The sequence below is a fragment of the Collinsella sp. AM12-1 genome, assembly GCF_003472325.1.
GTDB lineage: Bacteria > Actinomycetota > Coriobacteriia > Coriobacteriales > Coriobacteriaceae > Collinsella.
Map to the genome: position 1 here is coordinate 64,653 of NZ_QRLS01000010.1, position 23,468 is coordinate 88,120.

Sequence of the window (23,468 nt, forward strand, 5' to 3'; positions counted from 1 at the left end):
AAGCGCTATAAAAAGAAGCCTCGCAACGCGGCAGGCGGTGTGGGGCTTCTTTGGTTACTTTAGCTGCCCGTCCGTCCTTATCCGCGCGGCTCGATTTTATCACGCAGAGACTTGAGGTTCTCCAGCGCCGCGTTGAGCGTCTCGTCACGCTTGGCAAAGTGGAAACGAATCAGATGGTTGACGGGCTCGCGGAAGAAGCTCGATCCGGGAACAGCGCCCACGCCCACCTTAGACGCGAGGTCCTCACAGAAGTCAAGGTCGCTGTCATAGCCAAACTCCGAGATATCCATCATCACGTAGTAGGCGCCCTGCGGCACGTTATGCTCAAGACCGATGCTGTCGAGTCCCTGGCAGAACAGGTCGCGCTTGGCGGTGTAGAGGTCGAGGACCTCATCGTAATAGCTGTCGTCGAAGTTGAGGGCGGTGACGACGGCTTCCTGCAGGGGAGCGGCGGCGCCCACGGTGAGGAAGTCGTGGACCTTCTTGATGCGCTCGGTGATTTCGGCAGGGGCGATAGTGTAGCCCAGACGCCAGCCGGTGATGGAGTAGGTCTTGGACAGCGAGCTGCAGCTGATGGTGCGCTCGAACATGCCGGGCAGCGTGGCCATATAGACGTGCTCGTGGGGCGCGTAGACGATGTGCTCGTAGACCTCGTCGGTGATGCAGTAGGTGTCGTACTTTTTGCAGAGGTCGGCGATAAAGGTGAGCTCCTCGCGCGTAAAGACCTTGCCGCAAGGGTTGGAAGGGTTGCACAGGACGATGGCCTTGGGGTCGTTGTCGCGGAAGGCTGCCTCGAGGACCTCACGGTCGAAGTCAAAGGTGGGCGGGTTGAGCGGCACATAGATGGGCTCAGCGCCCGAGAGGATCGTGTCGGCGCCGTAGTTCTCGTAGAACGGCGAGAAAATGACGACCTTGTCGCCGGGGTTTGTGACCGTCATCATGGCGGCCATCATGGCCTCGGTGGAGCCGCAGGTGACCACGATGTTCTCGTTGGGGTTGATCGGCATGCCCATAAAGTGCTCCTGCTTGGTGGCAAGCGCCTCGCGCATGGCCTGGGAGCCCCAGGTGATGGAGTACTGGTGGTAAAGCGGCTTGGGGTCGGTGGCAATGGTGCTGAGGCTATCGAGCAGCTGCGCCGGGGGATCGAAATCGGGGAAGCCCTGCGACAGGTTGACGGCACCATACTTGTTGGAGATGCGCGTCATGCGGCGGATGACCGAATCGGTAAACGCCGCCGTGCGGTTGGAGAGTTCTTTCATGCCGGTCCTTTCGAGCATTTGCAGTGGGGCAAGTTTACTCCTATGAAACCGGTGGGAATTGCTCGAAAAGCGCTTGAAAAACTCTTTTCAAAATTCTTGAAAATTGGGGCTTGCATCGCGTGGCGTTCCTTGCAATAATAGTCGAGCGCGAAGCGCACAGGACACGGTGGGTGTAGCTCAGTTGGCTAGAGCGACGGGTTGTGGTCCCGTAGGTCGAGGGTTCGAGTCCCTTTACCCACCCCAGTTCTTGCTTCGTGTTGATATCGGGTCGTTAGCTCAGTTGGTAGAGCAGGGGACTCTTAATCCCAAGGTCCAGGGTTCGACCCCCTGACGGCCCACCACACGATATCTCCTCTAAAGTCCGCCACAACGGACTTTAGCTTTGGGTCGTTAGCTCAGTTGGTAGAGCAGGGGACTCTTAATCCCAAGGTCCAGGGTTCGACCCCCTGACGGCCCACCAAAGTATGTTAAAGCGACTGGCTTCGGCTGGTCGCTTTTTTTGACCTTGCATGGGGTCGAACCCGAAAGGGCACAGCCACTTTCACAGATCGAGTCTACCCTGGGGATCAGTAAAACCGGCGCGTCTGCACGGCGAAGTACGCCTGTGCGAGCGCGACTTCCGGCTTGTTTGGGTCCCCGTTTTGGGCGATTAAATAGCATGCGTAGCGCGTTAACTTATAGTCTTTGACTGCTTTTTGTCCTATTCCTGTAGGTACAATTTTGCTGGTTTCAACAAAATAGGAAGCAACAGGCATTTCATTGACTTCACACGATGCCATTGCCCTCTTAATTGCAGTCTCAAAATTGCGCCATTGGGCGTATCCGAGGGGTTCCATTAAATCGCGTGCGAGCCAATACTCAACGCCGTCTTCCACATTGGCGTAGCTATCAAGTTTGACACGCCACTTCTCGATATCTCTACTGTCCATATCTCCTCCTCGCTGGCCTATTGTCTATGCGGGCTTTGCCCGCTCTGTATTCAGAATTAGGATACGCTGCCGTGCGGACACGAATGGGCCCCGTGCCACTTCGAGTTCACGGGGCCCATAGATATCGATTAGTTGTGTTTTGCTTTAGATAGGTGTCCAGTTTAATTCGCTCGATAGTGCGATCCGAGACTTTCGGTTCGCTTGCGCATGGCTTTGACCATTTCCTGTGCTAGTTGAATCTGCGATTGCAGGCGGGCGAGGGCTGCGATTTCGCTGTCATTGGCGTGTGGCTTGCTCAGCGCCGTTGCGTCGTCTTGCAGGCTTTCAAGCTGTTGCAGGGCCTTGGATAGACCCGCTTCGGTCCTGTTGATCATGCAGTAGGTACTCATTGTGCGTTTGAGGCAGCGGGTCAGGCGCTCGGCGTCTGCTGTAGCTATGCCATGCTGGGGGAGGGCGATATCCATCGGTGCGGCCGCCTCAGGAGCGTCCAGCGCTGCTTGGGCTGCCGATGCGCCCGCAATGCGCCCGAACACGATGCCATTGGCACTCGACAAGCCGCCGATGCGGTCGGCGCCGTGCATGCCGCCTGTTGCCTCACCGCAGGCGTAGAGGCCCTCAACGCCTGCGTACGCGGTCTTGTCGATTTTGATACCGCCGTTGGCGGCGTGGGCATACATCGCCACGCGCATCTCGTCGGTCGGCGCGATGCCGTGCTCGTCTTGCAGCCAGGTGGCAAAGGTCTGCACAAACTCGGGGATGTCCTCGCGGGGGAAGTCGTAGTGGAGCGCCAGGCCCTCTGCACCTGCCTGATCTATGACGAGGTCGATGGCGCGGGAGGCCAAGCGCGAGGTGAAAGGACCATATCCAGAGCGCTGCTCAAGCAGATCGTTTAGCTTGCCGTCGGCAATATCGACCGGCTGGTCTACATGTACGTAGCGCCAGGTTTTCTCGTTGAAGACCAGGTTGCGCTTGGGCTCGATGAAGCCGGGCATCATCTGCATGAATTCTATATTAGTAAGCGATGCGCCGTGCGCCAGTGCGATGGCCTGCGAGGAGCTGAGCACATCAGCCGACGTAAGGCTGCGCTCGAACAGGCCGCCTGTGCCACCGGCTGCGATGATCGTGGCCTTGGCAGCAAAGGGCACGATTCGATTTTCGGTAAGGTCGTAGAGCACGGTTCCGGTGATTCTGCCGTTCGTGTTCTCAACAAGGTCGATAAGCTCATGGCGGGGGAGCAGGCGAATGCCGAGCGACTCGATCCGGGTCGTCAGAGCGTCCTCAAGGGGCTTACGGGTGAGGCCGCGCCACATGCGCGTCTTGTGGTCAAAACAGGGGATAAATTGCTTTTGCTGGGCGCTCTCAGCGCTTTGCGGACGCTGGAGCTCAACGCCTAGGTCTTGCTCGAGCCATTCAATTGCTTGGGGAATGCTGTGGACAAACGTCTGGACAAGCTCGGGGTCGGCGACGCCGCCACCAACGGTCTGGATGGTATCGATGAGGTCTTGTTCGTCGTCTTCGTTAACGGGTCCGATAAGCCCCAAGCCCCAGGTTCCGGGGAAGAAACTCGATCCACTCATAGTCTTGCCGGCGCTTGCCACAGCGACGGTTGCACCCGTGCGCGCCGCTTCGATGGCGGCGCAAAGGCCCGCAATGCCAGATCCAATTACCAGTACATCAGTCGATTCCATCGGATTCCTTTCTCGTCCGGCGCATTGTCGCACGGGTGATCGGTAATGGGGCCGCAAAGACTCGGCAAATCGGTAAAGGGCACATATGACAGGTGGGCGTCATGGACGCTCTGACGTTTCATCTCGTCACATCTCGTATTTCGCCCCAACTGATATATCGGCATTCGCTACCCTGCGATAGCGCAAACAAAAAGAGCCGCTACCTCGAAAGGTAGCGGCTCTAAAGCTCAACTATATGAGCATCGCGCGGGCGCGATTAGGCCTTGAGGGCCTCCTCGACGGCGACAGCGCAGGCGACGGTGGCACCGACCATGGGGTTGTTGCCCATGCCGATGAGACCCATCATGTCGACGTGCGCAGGCACGGAGGAAGAACCGGCGAACTGGGCGTCGGAGTGCATACGGCCCATGGTGTCGGTCATGCCGTAAGAGGCAGGGCCGGCGCCCATGTTGTCCGGGTGCAGGGTACGGCCAGTGCCGCCACCAGAAGCGACGGAGAAGTACTTCTTGCCAGCCTCGATGCGCTCCTTCTTGTAGGTGCCAGCGACGGGGTGCTGGAAGCGCGTGGGGTTGGTGGAGTTACCGGTGATCGAGATGTCGACGTTCTCGTGCCACATGATGGCAACGCCCTCGCGGACGTCGTCGGAGCCGTAGCAGTTAACGGCAGCGCGGGGACCATCGGAGTAGGGGATGGTCTCGACGACCTTGAGCTCGCCCGTGTAGTAGTCGAACTGGGTCTTCACATAGGTGAAGCCGTTGATGCGGGCGATGATCTGAGCAGCGTCCTTGCCCAGACCGTTCAGGATAACGCGCAGCGGCTTCTTGCGAGCCTTGTTGGCGTTCAGAGCCAGACCGATAGCGCCCTCAGCGGCAGCGAAGGACTCGTGGCCGGCCAGGAAGGCGAAGCACTCGGTGTCGTCGGAGAGCAGCATAGCGCCCAGGTTGCCGTGGCCCAGACCGACCTTGCGGTCCTCGGCGACGGAGCCGGGAACGGTGAAGGCCTGGATGCCCTCGCCGATGATGGCGGCAGCCTCAGAAGCGGACTTGGCGCCACGCTTGACAGCGAGAGCGCAACCGAGGGTGTAGGCCCACTCGGCGTTCTGGAAGGCGATGGACTGGGTGTTGTTGACGATCTCACGCGGGTTGAAGCCCTTGTCGGTGCAGATCTGCAGAGCTTCCTCGAGGGAGGCGATGCCGTTGTCGGCGAGGCACTTGTTGATCTTGTCAGCGCGGCGCTCGTAACCTTCGAACGTAACAGTCATAGTTATTTCCCTCCCTTTCTACTCGTGAACCGGGAACACGCTGGCGACGGAGTGAGTCTCCTCGTCGGTGCGCGGGTCGATGTACTTGGCAGCGTTCTCCCATTGACCATAGTGGCCCATAGCGCCAGCGATGGCCTCCTCGGGGGTCTTGCCGGCCTTGACGGCGTCGGTGAACTTGCCGAGGTTCAGGAACTCGAATGCGATGATCTCGTTCTTGTCGTTGAGAGCCATGCGGGTGACGTAGCCCTGAGCGAGCTCGAGGTAACGAGCGCCCTTGGCCTTGGTGCCGAACATGGTGCCGACCTGAGAGCGAAGGCCCTTGCCGAGGTCGTCGAGGGAGGCGCCCACGGGCAGGCCGCCCTCGGAGAACGCGGTCTGGCTGCGGCCGTAAACGATCTGCAGGAAGATCTCGCGCATAGCAACGTTGATGGCGTCGCAGACGAGGTCGGTGTTGAGGGCCTCGAGGATGGTCTTACCGGGAAGGATCTCGGAAGCCATGGCGGCAGAGTGGGTCATGCCCGAGCAGCCGATGGTCTCAACGAGGGCCTCCTCGATGATGCCGTCCTTGACGTTCAGCGTGAGCTTGCAGGCGCCCTGCTGAGGTGCGCACCAACCCACACCGTGCGTAAGACCGGAGATGTCGGAAATCTCCTTAGCCTGGACCCACTTGCCCTCCTCGGGGATGGGTGCGGGGCCGTGGTATGCACCCTTGGCAACGGGGCACATGTTCTCCACTTCCTGTGAGTACTGCATGCCTCTCCTCTCTATCGTGTTGGCGTCCCGTCTGGGGGTCGTGGCTGGCGATTGCCGGGCGACCCTTCGAAAGGGACATGACATGCAGCCCCTATAATACCGCGAAATGCACGGAATATTCGGCGAACGGCTCAGTTTTCGTAGCGAGAAGTCCGGAAGTTTTAATTGAAACGGTTTAACCCTATGTTCTGTGGTCGCGAACTTCACTAGAGGGGGTTCGTCTTGGGCAAGCTTTTGGTCAGCTCTTGTAAGCGTTGCAGGGGCTGACCTGTTGCAACGGTGCCGTTCGCCGCCTATTTACTGCCTTTGGCCGCGCGAGTCTATTGTTTTGCGTGGATGTTTTGATGCCACGCTTCAATCGTGCTGTATTGGATGGCAAGCATATCCCGGCGAAGGGAGCGCCATGCAGCGCGTTTGGAGAACGGTTACCGGCTTTTACCATGTCTGTGCCCGCGGTACGGGCAAGCAGCTCATCTTTGAGGGCGACGAAGACCGGTGGGAGTTTTTGGAACTGATGCGCGACTGCTGCCGCGAGGCGGGCGTGACGGTCATCGCCTGGTGCCTTATGGGCAATCACGTGCATCTTGTGCTTGCAGATTACGAGGACGCGATGAGCGCGGCGATGCACCGGCTGCTTTTGACGTACGCGCGGCGGTTCAATAAACGCACGGGGCGCACAGGCCATCTGTTCCAGAACCGTTTTGACCGGCGCTCGCTCGATACCGACCGTTACCTAATGGCCGCCATTCGCTATGTTCACGCCAATCCGCAGGAGGCGGGTATCGCCCTGATCGAGCGCTATCCGTGGAGCAGCTTTGCCGAGTATCTGCGAGCGTATGACAACGATACGACGAGGGGATTTTCCGACCCTTCTTGCGTGCTCGAGCTCTTTGAGTCTGCCAAGGGGTTTCTTGATTATTCTCTGTCGATGCCGGATGGTTCCGATCCGGTGATTCACGATATGGATGAGACGGAGTGGGAGCGGCGTGCGTTTGCTGACAAGATGGCGAATCGCCTGGGCGTGCCGCTCAACGAACTCAAGATCGTAGCACCGTCGCGGCGAGACGGAATCATTTTCGCCCTGCACGATGGCGGCTACACGGTGCGCGAGATCGAACGGTATACGGGAATCAGCAAGAGTACCGTCTCTCGTATCGTGCGCGCTTATGCTCGGGTGAAGGCTCAGGCTGAGGGCTCAGAATAGAAAATGGCCGAACCGCACTTGTCAAGCGATTCGGCCAACAAAATTCTTAAGATTTGGGACAAGTACTACTGATTATTTTGTCCCGTGAGCATGCCGTCGAGGGTGCGCCAGGCGAGCTCGGCGCATTTGACGCGGGCGGGCATGTGCGAGATGTCCTGGAGCTGGGCGGCTTCGTCCAGATCTTCCAGGTCCTCCTCAGAGAGCTGTTCGCCGCGGATCATGGCGAGGAAGAGCTCTGCCAGGCGGCGAGCTTCCTCGACGGTCTCGCCGGTGATGAGGTCGGCCATGATGTCGGCACTTGCCTGGCTGATGGCGCAGCCGTGGCCGGTAAAGGAGGCCTCCTCGATTACGCCGTTCTCGACACGTAGCTGCAAGGTGAGCTCGTCTCCGCAGCTGGGGTTGATGCCGTCGTGCTCGTGCGTGGGGGCATCCATCTCGTACTTATAGTCGGGGTGCGAGTTGTGCTCCATAAATGTGGTGGAGGTGTACAGATTACCCATTGAATGTGCTCCAAACGTGATGCAGACCGGCGATGAACTTGTCGATGTCGGCCTTGTCGTTGTAGAAGGCAACGCTGGCGCGGCAGCAAGCAAGGTTCTCGACGCCCAGCCAGGTGAGCAGCGGCTGCGCGCAGTGGTGACCGGCGCGGATGCAGACGCCGTCCATGTCCATGATGCTCGCGACATCGTGGGGGTGGATACCCTTGACGTTAAAGCTCAAAACGCCGTGGTGGTTGTCCCAATAGATGGAGCCGATGATTTGGACAAAGTCGAGCTGCATGAGTTCGCCCATCAGGTAGTGGACGAGTGCCTGCTCGCGTGCTTGGATGTTCTCGTAACCCACCGTGTTGATCAGGTAGTCGAGTGCCGCACCCGTGGCGAAGATGCCGGCGGCGTCCTGCGTGCCGGCCTCGAATTTCTCGGGAACGGGCGCCCAGATGGCGTCCTGCTCGGTGACCGAGTCGATCATCTCGCCGCCGGTGAGCATGGGCGGCATGGCGTTGAGCAGGTCCATTTTGCCCCACAGCACGCCGATGCCCATGGGGCCCATGGCCTTGTGCGCGCTAAAGGCAAAGAAGTCGGCGCCCAGGTCGGCCACATCGACCGGCATGTGCGGTAGCGACTGCGCACCGTCGACGACCAGGTAGCCGCCGTACTTGTGCACGAGTTTGCCGAGGTTCTTGACCGGGTTCTCGACGCCCAGTACGTTGGAGACCTGTCCCACGGCCAGGATCTTGGTCTTGGGACCCACCTTGGCAAGAACCTCCTCGGTGGTGAGCTGGCCGGTCTTGGTGGGGTAGAGGTAGACGAGCTTGGCGCCGGTCTCGCGGCAGACCTGCTGCCACGGGATCAGGTTGGAGTGGTGCTCCATGATGGTGATGACGACCTCGTCACCGGGCTCGAGCACTGTGGGCGCAAAGCTCTTGGCGACCAGGTTGAGCGACTCGCTCGTGTTGCGGGTGAAGACGACCTCGTTGGCCTGGGGAGCGCCGATGACGTCGGCAATCTGCTGGCGGACCTTCGCGATGGCGTCGGTGGCCTCGACGGACAGCGAGTACAGGCCGCGCAGGGGGTTGGCATTCATGCGCCGATAGAAGTCGCGCTCGGCGTCAAGCACACAGGCAGGGCGCTGCGCGGTGGCGGCGCTATCGAGGAAGGCGATCTCGGGGTGTTGCTGGAACAGCGGGAACTGCGCCTTGTAGGGGTTAGTCTCGATGTCGACGGTAGGCCAGCCGCGCGAGGCCTCATCGCTTGCGTCGAGCTCCATAGGCTCCGGTGCGGTACAGGTATCGCATTTAACGTGCTCGGTGTCGATCATGCGAGCTCCTCTTCAAAGTTGTCGATCAGGTTGTTGCCCAGGCGGACGACGGCGGCGCGGGTGCGCTCGTCGGTGGCGGAAAGCGCGGCGTCCTCCAACTTGGCACGGACGAACAGGTCCTCGGCGGCGTTCTGGTCAAGGCCGCGGCAGGCGAGATAGAACAGCTGCTCGTCGCGAACGTGACCGATGGTGGCGCCGTGGTTGCCGGCGACGTCGTCCTCGTCGCAGAGGATGACGGGAACGGTCTTGTTGTCGACGCCCTTGTTGGCCAAGAGCACTGTCTCGCGCTCGGTGCCGGTTGCGCCCTTGCAGCCGTGCACGAGGTCGATGGTGCCGCGGTAGACCTTCTTGGACGTACCGGTCAGCACGCCGTTGGCGTCGATCTCGCACTCGGTCTTGCGACCGCGGTGGCGCAGCTCGTAGTTAAAGTCGCGCACCTGCTCGCGGGCGCCCAGGTAATCGGTATCGATGGTGACCTTGGCGGTATCGCCCAGCAGGTCGCCGGCAAGGCCGGTGGCGCTGGCGCCGGCACCCAGAACGGTGTGCTGCACGTTGACGCGCGCGCCCTCGTCCAGGAACAGGCCGGTGTCATCGAGTGCGATCCAGCTATCGTCGAGCGTCTGCGTGCAGGTCACGTTGACGGTGGCGTACTCGTGGGCGCACACGAGTAGCACGGAGCCCACGACACCCTCGCCGGTAACGGGGGAGTCCAGGGCAATATGCAGATCGAGCGTCGACTGGGGACGGGCGACGACGTCGATGGCGGCGATGGCCGCGGCGGCATCGACACCGCTCACACGCACGGTAACCGTCGCGTGCTGGTAGGCGGGCACATCGATGACGATGCGCTTGGTAGCGTGCTCGGCCAAGTAGGCGTAGGCGGCCTCGCCCATGCCGGTCTCGAAGGCCTCGGCGGGGGCGAGCTCTTCCTCGAGCTTAATGGCACCTGCCTGGTAGACCGAGGTGGCAGGCACATCGAGCTCGGTTTCGGGCGTGATGCGGGCGCGGTCGGCGGCGTCGCCGGGGGCGGAGGCACGGCGCTCGGGGAAGCGCTCGGCCATGGTGTCCATGGCGGTTCCGAAGGCGTTGGCTGCACCGCGGAACTGCTCGTTCAGGCCCTCGACCTCAACGGCCTCGGCGGGTGCGGCGGCAACTTCGTCGGAAAGCTCGAGCTTGGTCTGGTTCATGCGCAGCCAGCCCCAGGTTGCTGCGGGCATCGCATTGACCTGCTCAAGGGTGGTAGCAGCGGTGTTGGTGGTCTGTTTCATTATCCGATCGCTCCTTCCATCTCGAGCTTGATCAGGTTGTTCATCTCGACGGCGTACTCCAGCGGTAGCTCCTTGGAGACCGGGTTGGCAAAGCCGTTGACGATCATGGTGCGGGCCTCTTCCTCCGAGATACCGCGGCTCATCAGGTAGAACACCTTATCGTCGCCGATGCGGCCGATGGTGGCCTCGTGGCCGATGTCGACGTTCTTGGCGCGGATGTCCATGGCCGGAATAGTGTCGGAGCGGCTTTGATCGTCGAGCATCAGCGACTGGCAGCTCACGGTTGCCTTGGAGCCCTCGGCCTTGGGTGTGGCAACGATAGAGCTGCGGAAGGTCTGAATGCCGCCGCTCTTGGAGATGCCCTTGGTCTCGACGGTTGCCGAGGTCTCGGGCGCGTTGAGCACGACCTTGCAGCCGGTATCGAGGTTCTGACCGGCGCCGGCAAAGGTGATGCCGGTAAAGCTCGACCGGGCGCGGCGGCCGTTGAGCACGCTCATGGGGTAGAGGTAGCCCACGTGGCTGCCGAAGGAGCCGCTGATCCACTCGATGTCGCCGTCCTCGTCCACGCGCGCACGCTTGGTGTTGAGGTTGTACATGTTCTTGGACCAGTTCTCGATGGTCGAGTAGCGCAGGTGCGCACGCTTGCCCACAAAGAGCTCGACGGCGCCGGCGTGGAGGTTGGCCACGTTGTACTTGGGCGCGGAGCAGCCCTCGATAAAGTGCAGGTCGGCATCGTCCTCGACAATGATGAGCGTGTGCTCAAACTGGCCGGCACCTTTGGCATTGAGGCGGAAGTAGCTTTGCAGCGGGAAGTCGAGCTTGGTGCCCTTGGGCACGTAGACAAACGAGCCGCCCGACCATACGGCGCCGTGCAGGGCCGCAAATTTGTGGTCGGTGGGCGGGATGAGCGTCATAAACTTCTCGTGGATGAGCGGCTCCCACTGCGGGTCGTGCAGAGCCTCCTCGATGCCGGAGTACACGATGCCCATCTTGGACGCCGTGTCCTGCATGTTGTGGTAGACCAGCTCGGAGTCGTACTGCGCGCCGACGCCTGCCAGGTAGCTGCGCTCGGCCTCGGGGATGCCCAGGCGCTCAAAGGTGTTCTTGATGTCGTCGGGCACCGACTCCCAGTCGTGCTTTTGGTCGGTGTTGGGCTTGACGTAGGTGACGATGTTGTCCATGTCCAGGCCCTCGATGGAGGGGCCCCACGTCGGATCCGGGAAGCGGTTGAAGATCTCGAGGGACTTGAGGCGCAGGTCGAGCATCCACTGCGGCTCGTCCTTCTTGGCGCTGATCTCGCGCACGATGTCGGGCGTGATGCCGGCGTCGAGGCGCTCGAATCCCTCCTCGCCGTAGGTGAAGTCGTAGAGGCTGCGGTCGATGTCCGCGACCTCGGTGCGGTTCTTGGTCATTGCGTCGCCCCTTTACGCCTGCTGCTCGGCAGCGGCGGCCTCGGCCTGGGCGCGCTGCTCGGCTGCCTCGCGCTCGAAGGTTTCAAAGCCGTTCTTGTCGATCCAGGGGATGAGCGAGGCATCGTCCTCGCGCACGATGTGGCCCTTGACCATAACGTGGACGCGATCGACATCCAGGTGTTCCAGGATGCGCGTATTGTGCGTGATGATGAGCATGGAACCGTCGCAGCTCTTGCGGTAGGCGTCCATGCCGTGGCTGACGGTGGAAAGTGCGTCGACGTCCAGACCTGAGTCGGTCTCGTCGAGGATGGCGAGCTTGGGCTGCAGCAGCAGGAGCTGGAGCATCTCGACCTTCTTCTTCTCACCGCCCGAGAAGCCCACGCCCAGCTCGCGGTTGAGATAGGCGGTATCCATGTTGAGTTCGGCCGCGAGCTCCTTGACGCGACGGCGGAACTCCTTGCCCTTCATCTCCAGGCCGGGGCGGCCGGCAATGCTGGCGCGCAGGAAGCTCGACAGCGGCACGCCAGGGATCTCGACCGGGGCCTGGAAGCTCAGGAACAGGCCGGCGCGCGAACGCTTGTCGGTGCTGAGCTCGGTGATGTCCTCGCCTTCAAAGACGATGTGGCCGTCGTTGACCGTGTAGACGGGGTCGCCCATGACCAGGTGGCCGAGGGTGGACTTGCCGGCGCCGTTGGGCCCCATCAGCACGTGGGTCTCGCCGGCGGCGACGTTAAGGTTGACGTTGTGGAGGATGGTCTTCTCGTCCACGGAGGCGGTCAGACCTTCGATGGAAAGCAGCGGATTTGCGCTCATGCTGTCCCTCTCTGTATATGGTGTACTCATAGGTGTACTAAACCCTAGGAATCTTCTCGGAATAAAGTTACTATGGGTTCGGCGTTAGTCAAGGGAAAACCCGACTAATCCACTCGACTTTTTAGATGTGGGACAAAATAACCTGTTGTGTTTGTCCCACTTACTTAAGATTTGGGACAAACAAACCTGGTTATGTTGTCCAAGATGCGATGGGAGGGTAGGTATGCTCATTTCTTCTAAGGGCCGCTATGCCCTCCGACTGATGATCTATATCGCAGCGCTGGGCGACGCCGAGGGCAAGATCGCTCTGCGCGAGGTCGCCGACCGCGAGCGTATCTCGCAAAAGTATCTGGAGCAGCTGGTTCGTCCGCTCATGAAGGCGGGCCTACTTAAGAGCGTGCGCGGCAAGGGCGGCGGCTACATGATGGCCAAGGACCCCGCCGAGGTGCGTGCTGGCGACATCCTGCGCGCTGTCGAGGGCAGCACGGCTCCGGTGGCGTGCGATGGCATCGACAACAGCTGCGCCCGCAGCGATCTTTGCTCGACCGTCAAATTCTGGCGCGGTCTGGACGACGTGATCGAAAAGTACGTCGACGGCGTGACGTTGGCCGACCTAGCCGCCGTCCCCGAGATCAACTTTGACATTAAGCTGTAGGGCTGCAAATGACATCTCTCGACAAGGTGTATAAGCAAATTGAAGTTTTTGCTCGGGAATGTGACGCCGAGAAGGTTGTGCTGTTTGGTTCCCGCGCTCGAGGTGACAACTTGCCTAAGAGCGATATTGACATCGCCGTAGCAGGTTGCCGGGATTTCGACCGTTTCTCATATCTGATAGAGGAGCGTCTTGATACTCTTTTAGATATAGACGTCGTCAATCTGGATGAGTCCTTATCGCAGCAATTGCTCGATGAAATTGCCAGGGATGGTGTGATTCTGTATGAAAAAATATGAGAACTTTGCCAGCGCCTTGGCGAATCTTGAGGATGCACCCAATCAGGATCTTAGCAATGATTTTGTTCAGAGTGGATTGATTAATAAGTTCAACCTTCAGTTTGAACTGAGCTGGAAGCTCCTTAAACGTCTGCTCGAGTATGAGGGCGCCACGCTTGCTGCATCGGGGTCTCCTCGTGCCATCTTGAAGGAAGCCTACCGATTCTACGATTTTATTGATGAGGCGGCATGGCTAGATATGCTCAGGGATCGCAATACGAACGTTCATATCTATGACAACAAGCTCGCTCAAGATTTGATTCAGCGTATCTTGAGCGTCTATATCCCCGCTTTCTGTCAGTTGAGAGACGGGCTGATGGGGCGCTACGGCGATCTTCTTCTGGTGCCCGACGACCAGTTTGTTTAATTCCTTAAGATTTCGCGGAGGGTTGTTGCCGTTTACCGAGGGGTTGTTGTGCAACAACGGGCGAGCTGCAATACTTATTTCTATCTTTGCAAACTGCACTTTAACTACACCAATGCAGGGAGGATCTTATGCAGCCCAAGCATTCTGCTATTGTCGCGGGCCTGACGCTGGCGCTTTCGTTTGGCGCCGTTACCGCACCCGCACCCGCTGCCGCCGAGGAGCCCACACCGGGCGTTGCCTCGGATGCGACCGATATCGATAAGGGTCTCTATACCCAGCAGTCCTTCTCGGGCGTGCTGAGGTCGGTCCAGGGCGTTTCGTTTGTTAACGTGACCCCCGAGATGAAGTACTTTACCAAGTACGAGAGCCATGGCAACTATAACCAGGGCTTTTCGTATGGCGACGGCTATAACGCGCTGGGTTATTACCAGTTCGACCGTCGATGGTCGCTCATTCCGTTTATGAAGCAGGCCTACAACTACAACCCCGAAAAATACAGCATGCTCAAGGATGCGATTGATCGCGGCAGCGAGATTTCCAACACGAGCAATGCCATGTACGAGAACGGCCAGCTCACCGAGTTGGGCCGTATTGCGCAGGAGGCTTTCCAAGGTGCTTATAACACCGACCCTGTTGAGTTCTCGGCTCTGCAGGATGCGTATGCGTACAACTCGTACTATGCGGTGACCGAGGCGTGGCTCAAGAGCGGCCTGGGCATTGATATTTCGGGCCGTGCCGATTGCGTTAAGGGCATGGTGTGGAGCATCACCAACATGTGCGGCACCGGTGGTTGCAGGGACTTCTTCCGTTGGGCAAACCTTTCTAACAGTATGACTGATCGCGAGTTTGTGACGGCGCTTTCCAACAGTGTGGTCAATAACGTGGCGACCAAGTATTCGAGCCAGCCCCAGTATCATGAGGGCTGGAAGAACCGCTACCGCAACGAGCTGAAGGACTGTTTGGTTTATATCGCCGAGGACGAGGCCGCTGCCGCTGCGACGCCCGTGCAGCCCGAACCTACGCCGGCGCCCTCGCCGACGCCTGATTCGAATGACGACTCGAGCGACGATGCCAACGATGACAGGATGGATGCGCCCTCGACCGGTGCTGACGGTGATTGCTCTGCTGGTGGCACTACCAACAACGGCTCTACCTCGAACGGCTCCGATTCAAACGGCTCTGCTGCGGGCGATTCGTCTTCAAGCTCTGCCGGCAATACGGATGGCGCCGCTTCTGGTTCGACCGGCGCTGGCACCTCTAACTCATCCACCGGCTCGAGCGATTCGTCCGTTGGCACCGGCTCTAACAACGGCTCCGGCTCTGACGCAACCCCTGGTTCCGATGCTTCCAAGGATGACTCGAATAAGGCGCCGGACGTTCCCGTTGCTTCGCCGGACAAGAAGCCTTCTTTCTCCGAGCAGCTTGGTTCTACGTTGGGCTCTTCGCTGATGGCTGGCGTCAATAACGGCTCGACCCAGAACAAGGGCAACTCTGATCAGGTTTCCACGGAAAAGATCGAAGCCGCAAAGGGCGACTCCAAGGACAAGGCTTCCGAGAAGACCGAATCCGATAAGGGTTCTAGCTCTGAGGAGAAGAGCGACAAGTCCGAACAGAAGAAGGACGAGAGCAAGACCGAGGGCGAAAAGAAACAGCCCGAAGACGACGACAAGAGCGGTGCTGACAACCAGGCCCAAGAGCAAAATGACTCCAAGACGGTGACCACTACAACCACGACGACTACAACGACCAAGTCATCTGGCGGTAACATGCCCAAGACGGGCGACCTTATCGTTATGGCGAGCCTTGCCAGTGCAAGCTTGGCCACACTGGGCGCTACGTCTATCGTAAGTGGTAAGCATAAGCTCGATCAGCAGAAGAAAGCTTCTGGGGAGGACGGCTCGGAGGAGTAGCCTCTTGGTTGCTAGATAACTAAAGAGTTGGGACGGGGTCCGGTGCGAATACATTGGGCCCCGTTTTGTTGTGCAACGATTAGTTATGCCCCCTCATACCTCTTGTTGCTACCGTTGCCCGATATGTTCGCGCGGCGTCGTCGGTACGCGCGAGGCGGTCATTACAATTGGCGTCGTGCTGCGATTTAGGGGGAACGTTTTGGTGTCTGAACAGGCAAATAATGGTTGTGCTGCCGGCTTTGACGTGCGTTTGATTGGCTGTGTCGACGATGCAGTTTTGCCCATTGGCATGCACGACTATGCGGAGGCTCTTGGTTGCTGCACGCTGGTCGACAAGACCATGTTTATTGCCGATGCGTTGGACTGCGACGCGTCCGTTGTGGTGTGCTGTCGACCCGAGGGTTTTGGCAAGAGCATGAACTTGTCGATGCTCAGGGCTTTTCTGGAGCGTCCTGCGGTCGGTCGCGCCGGTCGGAGCTCGTTTGCCGATGCTCAGATTTGGGATGCAGACGGCGGGCGTTATCGGGATGAGTATGCTTGCTATCCGGTGATATCGCTGGACTTTTCTGGCGCTACGAGGCGTGGCCCCGCTGTTGCCGGCGTCGTGCGCGATGTCCTTTCGGGCGAGTGCGCTCGCGTGTTGGCGCTCTTGGGGGCTCCGGATTTAGCTCGAGATAAGGTGCGTCACATCGAACGCGTCGCGCGCGGCGTGGCGAGCGCGGACGAGGTTGACTCGGTGCTCGGTGTGCTCATAGAGCTGCTGGAGATGGCCTGCGATGAGCAGGTTGTATTGCTCGTTGATGGGTACGACGCGGCGTGGTTGGGCCGTGCGAGCGCGAGGGGCGCTTCCGGCGCCGATTCGGCGGATCTATTTGATCGCGTGCTTTTCGAGGCCATTGCCACTGCGGGCGATTCGTTGCGGCTGACGTGTCTGATGGGGGAGTGTCCCCGTCCTGCTGAAGTGGCGCTTTCTTTGCATGGCTGCTCGTATTGTCTGACGACGCCGCTTTCGACCTGGTGTGACCGTTGGTTCGGCTTTTCGGATGCCGAGGTCCAGGCTCTGTTGAATCATGCTGGGCGCGAGGAATACCTTGATGATGCGCGTGAATGGCTCGAGGGGTATCGGTTTGGCAGGGCCTATTGCTCGAGTCCAGAGCGTGTGATCGGTTTTCTGGACCGAGGCTGCACGGCGCCTGTGCGTGCCGATCTGTATGGATATGCCGATTGCCTGAGTAGGGTAGTTGCCGGGTGGAATCTCGACCGCCTTTCGGTCTTCTTTGATTTGCTCGAGGCCCATGGGTGCGCTGAGGTCCCGCTTTGTTTGGGCACTGCAGAGCCAGATGTCTCGCCTGACGATGGCATGTGGACAGCGCTGTATCTGTCCGGTTTTCTCACGACGGATATGACTGAGGAGCCAGAGTATGGCGATCGCCTCCGTGCTTTGCGATTGCCCAATAACGAGCTTCGACAGGCCTTGCGTCTAGTGATTGTTGAGTGGTTTGAGTGCGCTGCCGAAGACATTCGAGACGTCGATGCGTTTCGCGACGGGCTGTGCCGTGGGGATGAGGATGCGGTGAGGCGGGCGCTAAGCCGCATCCTGGGTGATGCGGGAATCGGTGAGACCGACCTAGATACACCGCTGCCATATCACCTACTCTTGCAAGGACTCTGCTTTGGATTGCCGGGCTATGCCAATCCTGCTTCGAGGCGAAAGTGTGGCGCGAATCGCTGGGACATCCAGGTTTTTCCTACGGGCGCCGTGTTCGACATAGCCGATACGATCGGTATGCTCGATGAACGTCCGCTGATAACGATCAACATGATGTATGACCCCGGTGTGGATGCGCTGGGCCTGGAATTGCTGGCCGCGCAGGCGCTGCTCGACATAGAGCGCGACGGCATCGACGAAATCCGTGTGCCGCGCCCCGGCGTGGGCCGCATGCGCTGGGGGTTTGGTTTTGATGGGCGGCGCGTGACGGCGGTGTGCCAGCGGCTTTAAGCGCCGAGGTGTTTCCGGCTTCCGTTACTCGGTGTTCTTCATAGGCGGCATGGGCTTCCAGTTAGGATCCTTGACGATCTTGCGGGCGTCCTTCATGCCACGGCGCAGCGCCGGAATACCGGTCTTAAAGCACTTGTCAACGGCGGCCAGGCGAATGAACTCCTTGCAGAAGGTCGCGGCGTTGCCCAGACGGAACAGCATGGGGTGATAGTCGCCATAGATCTGCATGTAGCGGGCCAGATAACCGCGGTTGCGCATGATGTAGTAGCGGTTGGTGTCGCTCGTGGAGTTGAGCTGGCGCTTGCCGGCGATATCCCAGTTGGAGACGGCGCGGGCGCGCTTGAGCACCACGTCGGCGACCACGGCGGCGGGGAAGTGCTGGCTGGCTACGTAGCCGTAGCAGGCATCGTCGCCGTAGATAAAGAAGCGCGCGTCGGGCAGGCCGATTTTGTCGACCACGCGTCGCGAGAACATGCCGCCCTCAAAGCACAGCTGGTTCATGGCGCGGTAGCCCTCGGGACCCAGATCCCACTTGGCGATGGGGTTAGGGATGCCGAGCGAAAGGATGAGCTGGTACTGCCAAAAGAAGGCGCCGCCGTCAAAGTCCAGGCGCGAACCCTGGATGACATCGTAGCGGTCGGTCCACTTGGCAAGACGCTCGATGCCTTCGGGGATGACGAGCACATCGTCGTCCATCACCCAGAACCACTGAGCGCCCAGGTCGTAGGCGCATTTAGTGCCGGCGGAGAAGCCGCCCGCACCGCCGCCGTTTTTGAGCTGCGGGGCGTAGATGACACGGTCGGTGCCGACCTGCGCGTCGGGCTGGTCGGTGTCGATGCCCCACAGGTTGGCCAGGCGCTCGTTGAATGCGGTGCACATGGCCTCGGTCTCGCGCGAATTCTCGTTATCGACAATCACGATGCGCCAGGGCGTTGCCGTGAGCTCGGTCATGGAGTCGAACAAGTTGGCCAGGAGCTCCTGGCGCTTGTACGTGACGACAACGATGGCGAGCTTATCGATGGGGGCGGGAAGGGTTGAAGGCATGGGGCAATATATCCTTTCACGCGCGGCGCGCGAGCGCTGCGCGGAAGCTATCGAATACGTCCTTGGGACTGTCCTATTGTAAAGGCTCGGCGCACCTTGACGGCAAGCTTTGAATAAAACGCAGGAACCTGCCACGGGTGTAGCTGCTTTAGGGTCTGACGGCAGCGTGTCTATTGCCGCTTGGGCTTGCGAGCGATAAGGCTTCTAGCTGCGTCGATGGTGAGAAGTGCCAGGGCAAAGACGATGCTAATGACGGTACCCGTGACGATACATATAGCTGCCGAGTTGTTTTGGCTGACCAGTATGTTTGCGAGCAACGTATTGAAGGCGGGACGCCACAAGCTACTGGTGAGCGACTGCATCACATAGAAACCGAGCGTGGCGGTCGATAAGGTGACGATGACACCTGCGGTCCGTGGATTGCCTGAGACACTGCGCCGGGTCGCCGCAAAGAGCAGAGAGGCGGCAGCGAGGGCAAACGAGATCAACGAGGTTGATTTGTAGGAGAGGGCTGCCATCGCCGTGAGGTTGCCGGTGAAGGAGAGTGCTCCTTCCAGGATGGTGGCGAGCACCAAAACCGCTGAGAGCGACCGCGTGCCTAAGGCGCCCGCCCTGTCCGAATCTATGACATCGGTAACGTCGCGGAGCAGTCCGCCGATCAAAAACGCGATAACGTACGTGACGGCGCTCATGAGTTTCTGGAGCCAAGAAAACTCACCGCCGCTTGTCGCACTCATGGCGGCTAAATACCCGTTAACAACAAATGTGAGGATGCCAACGGCGATGACCGTCGTCGTGTAGCTTTTCTGGGAGAGTCGACTCTTAGCCAGTCCAAACCATGGCGTCATGAAGACCGTGGCGGCATAGACCCAGATAAACTCAAGGCCCAGCGTGTACCAGTAGTGCGTGTTGAGGGTAACATCGGGAATGGGGGAGACGACCGTGGACCACGCGAGTGCCACGAGGCAATAAAACGCAGTGGGCAAAATGACCTTGCCAAGGCGCTGCGTCGTCCGCTGTATTTGCGATGTCCACGTTGCCCCATCGCTCCAGGCGCGAGCCGCCGAGGCAATCAGGAAGTAGCCCGAGATCATAAAGAAGACCTCGTTGGCCCAGCAGCCCAACAAGTTGATAAAACCGAGCACGCCGGAATAGGGGAACATCGCAAGTGGGGCATATTCCACGGTGCCGAAACAGGTTGCCTGGAAGGTCCACTGAAAGGTATGGAACACCGCGATACCGGCGACCGCGACCAAGCGCAGCGCTTCGATGGATATGTTGCGTGCGGCTTTGGGCTGCATGGCGTCCTTTCGTAGGTTGAGCTCCATAGATTATATAAACGTCCGCTGGCGCGCTGACCCTTTGATACCATGAAACGACAGGTATTTCCTAAGGAGCACATTTGTCTACTAACGTCTCTGGCAGCCCTGTTCTGTCGCTGCTTATTCCCATTTACAATGTTCAGCGCTACCTGCGCGAGTGTCTCGATTCCGCCCTGGCACAGACGCTCAAGGATATTGAGATCATCTGCATTAACGACGGGTCGACCGACAACTCGCCGGCGATTATTCGCGAGTATATGGAGCACGATAGGCGCGTCAAGATGATCGACAAGGCCAACAGCGGCTACGGCGACTCGATGAACCACGGTCTGGAGATGGCGCGCGGCAAGTACGTGGGCATCTTGGAGTCCGATGACTTTATGGCGTCCGACGCACTCGAAAAGCTTGTCTCGGCCGCCGATAGCAATAATGCCGACTTCGCGAAGGCGAACTTTGATTTCTACTGGTCTAAGCCCGAGGAGCGCCGTTCGCTGCACGAGATGTTTAAAGCCAAGGACTGTGGCAAGCCGGTGCACCCGAGCGATACGACGCAGTTCTTTAAGCAAAAGCCGTCGATTTGGTCGGCCGTGTACCGTCGCGATTTTCTTGAGCGCAACGGCATTAAGTTCCTGCCGACTCCGGGGGCATCCTTTCAGGACACGTCATTCGCCTTTAAGGTGATCGCGTGCGCCGATAAGGCTGTTTACCTTCATGATGCCGTGTTGTCTTATCGCCAGGACAACGAGAATTCCTCGGTCAATTCTTCGGCTAAAGTCTTTTGCGTCAATACCGAGTATGCCGAGATTGAGCGTTGGATTCGAGAGGATTATGCCCGTGACCACGCAAGTGATGACGTCGCGCGCATGCTCAAGTTCAATCAGCTCATTAAGTACGATTCGTACATGTGGAACTACGTGCGTCTAGCGCCTAAGTTCTATAAGGAGTTCCTGGTTCAGATGGCCAAGGAGTTCCAAGCGGCCTTGGACGCGGGGGAGTTTTCGCTTGACGATCTCAAGCCGTGGAAGCGCGCAAATCTCGCTGCCATCCTCAAAGATCCTGAGGGCTGGGTTGACGAGCATCCGAGTTTTGCGACGGATGGTGCCTTGGGGCGTGCTAAGTATTACGCCTCGGTTGGAGGCCCAGGCGTGGTCGCCGCCTTCCTCATCGAATCGCTGAGGGGGTAGGTCGGCATGGGAGAGGCCTCGTGTCCTAAAGCTACCATTGTCGTCCCCGTTTACAACTCTGCGCGCTCCATTCAGCGATGCGTCGATTCGCTGTTGGCCCAGTCCGAGCGCTCGATTCAGGTTGTCTGCGTCAACGACGGTTCGACCGATGATTCGTTGAACGTGTTGCGCCAGATCGCACAGGCCGACGATCGCGTGCTGGTGATTGACCAGGAAAACGCGGGCGTCTCGTGTGCTCGAAATGCCGGAATCGATGCCGCCGAGGGCGAGACCGTCTTTTTTGTGGACGCCGACGATTACATCGATGTCCAGACGGTCGAGCGCGTGCTGCATGCCATGGAGTCTGCAGATGCCGAGGTCGCCGTCTTTGGCGGCGTCTGTGGACCTGCCGATGCTGCCCCCAAACGCGTCCAGCAACTCATGAGCCCCAAAGCTGGTGCCTTCGGTGCCCGTGATCCTCAACTGCTGTTCCATTCGAATGCGCAGCCCTATGCCTGCCGTGCGGCTTTTTCGCGCGAGCTGCTCAATCGCGAAGGCATTCGCTTCGCCCCCGGTTTGGCTTTGGGCGAAGACGTCGTCTTCCAATTTGCGGCTTATGCGCTTGCCCGCAGGACCGTCGTCATGCCGGACAAGTTCTACCACTACGTGATGGAGAGCGAATCGGCGACGCACGAGTTCAACAGTGCCGAGGCTCGCGCCAAAAAGCTTGACGCCCACATGTGGATGCTCGAGGAGGTCTTGGAGGACTGGGCGGCCTACGGTCTTTTGGATCTGTGTCCCGGCGAGCTGATAACTTGGTTTTTGGACCTCATTGTGTTCGACCTGGCACGCTTGGATGCCGATGACTTCCATCGCGTGGCGGCTCGCGTCAACGTGGACCTCACGACGTTTTTGGGAACGGAGTGGGCGGATATGCCTGCTAAGGGCGCCGTTCGCCGTGTTGCCCACAAGCTCGTCGCGACGACCTCGGGCGTTTCGATGGCAGACGCCACGCTGTTCTATCTTTCGACTCGCGGTCTCAAAGCCTGTCTGGAGCGCTTTCTCTAATTCCAAGCGCTGCCGCCCGCCGCAGCTCGGCTGCTAAAATAACCCTGTTACACGCTATTCAACAGGAGGTTCTCTTGCAGAACTCTGATACCCCTAAAGTTTCGCTGCTTGTCCCCATCTGCAATGTCGAGCGCTACCTGCGCGAGTGCCTCGATTCCGCCGTGGCGCAGACGCTCAAGGACATCGAGATCATCTGCATCAACGACGGCTCCACCGATAGCTCGCCGGATATCATCCGCGAGTACATGGAGCGCGACCCCCGTGTAAAGATGATCGACAAAGCCAACAGCGGCTACGGCGACTCGATGAACCGCGGCCTGGAGACGGCGCGCGGCGAGTACGTGGGCATCCTTGAGTCCGACGACTTTATGTTTGAGGATTCGCTCCAAAAGCTGGTCGCCAAGGCCGATGCTGAGCATGCCGATGTCGTTAAGGGCGACTTTTACCTGTATTGGTCCACGCCCAGCGAGCGCCGTGAGCTGTTTGGGATCATCGACGAGCATATGACGGGCGCCGCGTATCGCCCCGTCGATCGCCCGGGCATCTTCTACCGCAAACCTTCCATTTGGTCGGCTATCTATCGGCGCGCGTTCCTCAACGACAATCAGATTCGGTTCCTTCCCACGCCGGGTGCCTCGTATCAGGACGCAGGCTTTAACTTTAAGGTTTGGGCTTGCGCCGAGCGTGCCGCGTTTATTGCGGACCCCATTTTGTGCTATCGCCAGGATAACGAGAAGAGCTCCGTTAATTCGCCCAACAAGGTGTTTTGCGTGTGCGACGAGTATGTCGAGATGCAGCGCTTTTTGGACGAGCGTCCCGAGCTCAAGGCTCAGCTTCAGGGCATTTTAATGCGCATGAAGGTCGATACGTACCGTTGGAATGATGAGCGTCTGGTCGATGAGCTGCGTGAGCAGTTTTGGAAGAAAGCCTCGTCCGAGCTCAAGGCCGATTGGGATGCCGGTCGCTTTGACCTGTCGCTGTTTGATCCGCGTGGCGAGACCGACTTGCGCCTGATGGTCAAGTCGCCTCGCGCCTATATCGATTCGCGCTTTGGCTTTAAGAAGCCGGGCAAGATCAATACGTTTAAGCATTACTTTAAGATCGGCGGCCTGCCGCTGGTGTGGCGCGTGCTGACGTATCAGCGCACCTACGGCGATAATCCGCACCCCGATGACGTTCCGGCCGCACAGTAGGAGCGAG

At 59.3% G+C, this 23,468-nt stretch carries 21 protein-coding genes and 3 tRNA genes; 12 read left to right on the forward strand and 12 right to left on the reverse strand.

What is annotated here, in order from left to right:
• Positions 1–77: 77 nt before the first annotated feature.
• Positions 78–1,259 carry a pyridoxal phosphate-dependent aminotransferase gene (locus DW136_RS06380; protein ID WP_118289291.1) on the reverse strand — a complete coding sequence of 394 codons (1,182 nt, stop codon included), beginning with the start codon at positions 1,257–1,259 and terminating at the stop codon, positions 78–80.
• A gap of 166 nt (positions 1,260–1,425) precedes the next feature.
• Here DW136_RS06380 and DW136_RS06385 point away from each other — a divergent pair.
• The 3 genes from DW136_RS06385 to DW136_RS06395 all read left to right on the forward strand — a co-directional run bounded on the left by DW136_RS06385 (position 1,426) and on the right by DW136_RS06395 (position 1,719).
• Positions 1,426–1,502, forward strand: a tRNA-His gene (locus tag DW136_RS06385).
• 22 nt (positions 1,503–1,524) lie between these two features.
• Positions 1,525–1,600, forward strand: a tRNA-Lys gene (locus DW136_RS06390).
• 43 nt (positions 1,601–1,643) lie between these two features.
• Positions 1,644–1,719: transfer RNA gene (locus tag DW136_RS06395), tRNA-Lys, on the forward strand.
• Positions 1,720–1,825: 106 nt separating this feature from the next.
• Here DW136_RS06395 and DW136_RS06400 read toward each other — a convergent pair.
• The 4 genes from DW136_RS06400 to DW136_RS06415 form a co-directional block, all read right to left on the reverse strand.
• Positions 1,826–2,188: a BRO family protein gene (locus DW136_RS06400; RefSeq protein WP_199580193.1), complete on the reverse strand. Its 363-nt coding sequence runs from the start codon at positions 2,186–2,188 to the stop codon at positions 1,826–1,828.
• A gap of 161 nt (positions 2,189–2,349) precedes the next feature.
• A complete protein-coding gene (locus tag DW136_RS06405) occupies positions 2,350–3,876 on the reverse strand; it encodes an FAD-dependent oxidoreductase (RefSeq protein WP_118289292.1) in 1,527 nt (508 codons plus the stop codon).
• Positions 3,877–4,132: 256 nt separating this feature from the next.
• Positions 4,133–5,137, reverse strand: coding sequence for a GGGtGRT protein (locus tag DW136_RS06410; protein WP_117640944.1), 1,005 nt, complete (start codon positions 5,135–5,137; stop codon positions 4,133–4,135).
• A gap of 18 nt (positions 5,138–5,155) precedes the next feature.
• Positions 5,156–5,890, reverse strand: coding sequence for an iron-sulfur cluster assembly scaffold protein (locus tag DW136_RS06415; RefSeq protein ID WP_006235554.1), 735 nt, complete (start codon positions 5,888–5,890; stop codon positions 5,156–5,158).
• 403 nt (positions 5,891–6,293) lie between these two features.
• On the opposite strand from DW136_RS06415, the gene DW136_RS06420 reads away from it, so the two are divergent.
• Positions 6,294–7,094, forward strand: a complete 801-nt coding sequence (locus DW136_RS06420) for a transposase (protein ID WP_118289293.1) — start codon at positions 6,294–6,296, stop codon at positions 7,092–7,094.
• Positions 7,095–7,159: 65 nt separating this feature from the next.
• Here the strand turns inward: DW136_RS06420 and sufU are convergent, their stop codons facing one another.
• Genes sufU through sufC form a run of 5 tightly spaced genes read right to left on the reverse strand, consistent with a single transcriptional unit; the run spans position 7,160 to position 12,405 of the window.
• Positions 7,160–7,594 (reverse strand): Fe-S cluster assembly sulfur transfer protein SufU, encoded by a 435-nt coding sequence (gene sufU / locus DW136_RS06425; RefSeq protein ID WP_117735615.1) that lies wholly within the window; start codon positions 7,592–7,594, stop codon positions 7,160–7,162.
• Positions 7,587–8,912 carry an aminotransferase class V-fold PLP-dependent enzyme gene (locus DW136_RS06430; RefSeq protein ID WP_199580195.1) on the reverse strand — a complete coding sequence of 442 codons (1,326 nt, stop codon included), beginning with the start codon at positions 8,910–8,912 and terminating at the stop codon, positions 7,587–7,589. The genes sufU and DW136_RS06430 overlap by 8 nt, the downstream gene beginning before the upstream one ends.
• A complete protein-coding gene (locus DW136_RS06435; protein ID WP_118289294.1) occupies positions 8,909–10,180 on the reverse strand; it encodes a SufD family Fe-S cluster assembly protein in 1,272 nt (423 codons plus the stop codon). The genes DW136_RS06430 and DW136_RS06435 overlap by 4 nt, the downstream gene beginning before the upstream one ends.
• Positions 10,180–11,592 (reverse strand): Fe-S cluster assembly protein SufB, encoded by a 1,413-nt coding sequence (sufB, locus tag DW136_RS06440; protein WP_022094821.1) that lies wholly within the window; start codon positions 11,590–11,592, stop codon positions 10,180–10,182. Before sufB ends, DW136_RS06435 begins: the two co-directional genes overlap by 1 nt.
• Positions 11,593–11,604: 12 nt before the next feature.
• Positions 11,605–12,405, reverse strand: coding sequence for a Fe-S cluster assembly ATPase SufC (gene sufC, locus DW136_RS06445; protein ID WP_118206329.1), 801 nt, complete (start codon positions 12,403–12,405; stop codon positions 11,605–11,607).
• A 223-nt stretch (positions 12,406–12,628) separates the two neighbouring features.
• On the opposite strand from sufC, the gene DW136_RS06450 reads away from it, so the two are divergent.
• The 5 genes from DW136_RS06450 to DW136_RS06470 all read left to right on the forward strand — a co-directional run bounded on the left by DW136_RS06450 (position 12,629) and on the right by DW136_RS06470 (position 17,671).
• A complete protein-coding gene (locus tag DW136_RS06450; RefSeq protein ID WP_099431873.1) occupies positions 12,629–13,060 on the forward strand; it encodes an Rrf2 family transcriptional regulator in 432 nt (143 codons plus the stop codon).
• 8 nt (positions 13,061–13,068) lie between these two features.
• Positions 13,069–13,356, forward strand: coding sequence for a nucleotidyltransferase family protein (locus DW136_RS06455; RefSeq protein ID WP_117862080.1), 288 nt, complete (start codon positions 13,069–13,071; stop codon positions 13,354–13,356).
• On the forward strand, positions 13,343–13,762 hold the full coding sequence (locus tag DW136_RS06460; RefSeq protein WP_118289295.1) for an HI0074 family nucleotidyltransferase substrate-binding subunit: 420 nt from the start codon (positions 13,343–13,345) through the stop codon (positions 13,760–13,762). Before DW136_RS06455 ends, DW136_RS06460 begins: the two co-directional genes overlap by 14 nt.
• 128 nt (positions 13,763–13,890) lie before the next feature.
• Entirely contained in the window at positions 13,891–15,672 is a 1,782-nt protein-coding gene (locus DW136_RS06465) for a hypothetical protein (protein WP_118289296.1), read from the forward strand.
• 202 nt (positions 15,673–15,874) lie between these two features.
• Complete coding sequence (locus tag DW136_RS06470; protein ID WP_158571443.1) at positions 15,875–17,671, forward strand: AAA family ATPase; 1,797 nt, start codon at positions 15,875–15,877, stop codon at positions 17,669–17,671.
• Positions 17,672–17,695: 24 nt separating this feature from the next.
• On the opposite strand, the gene DW136_RS06475 is transcribed toward DW136_RS06470, so the two are convergent.
• Positions 17,696–18,715, reverse strand: coding sequence for a glycosyltransferase (locus DW136_RS06475; RefSeq protein WP_118289298.1), 1,020 nt, complete (start codon positions 18,713–18,715; stop codon positions 17,696–17,698).
• A 170-nt stretch (positions 18,716–18,885) separates the two neighbouring features.
• Complete coding sequence (locus DW136_RS06480; RefSeq protein WP_158571444.1) at positions 18,886–20,016, reverse strand: acyltransferase; 1,131 nt, start codon at positions 20,014–20,016, stop codon at positions 18,886–18,888.
• Between the two features lie 101 nt (positions 20,017–20,117).
• Between DW136_RS06480 and DW136_RS06485 the strand changes: the two genes are divergently transcribed.
• From DW136_RS06485 to DW136_RS06495, 3 genes are all read left to right on the forward strand, one after another.
• On the forward strand, positions 20,118–21,221 hold the full coding sequence (locus DW136_RS06485) for a glycosyltransferase (protein ID WP_117716834.1): 1,104 nt from the start codon (positions 20,118–20,120) through the stop codon (positions 21,219–21,221).
• Positions 21,222–21,227: 6 nt separating this feature from the next.
• Positions 21,228–22,268, forward strand: coding sequence for a glycosyltransferase (locus DW136_RS06490; protein ID WP_118289300.1), 1,041 nt, complete (start codon positions 21,228–21,230; stop codon positions 22,266–22,268).
• 74 nt (positions 22,269–22,342) lie between these two features.
• Positions 22,343–23,461, forward strand: a complete 1,119-nt coding sequence (locus tag DW136_RS06495; RefSeq protein WP_158571445.1) for a glycosyltransferase — start codon at positions 22,343–22,345, stop codon at positions 23,459–23,461.
• The last annotated feature ends 7 nt before the right edge of the window (positions 23,462–23,468 follow it).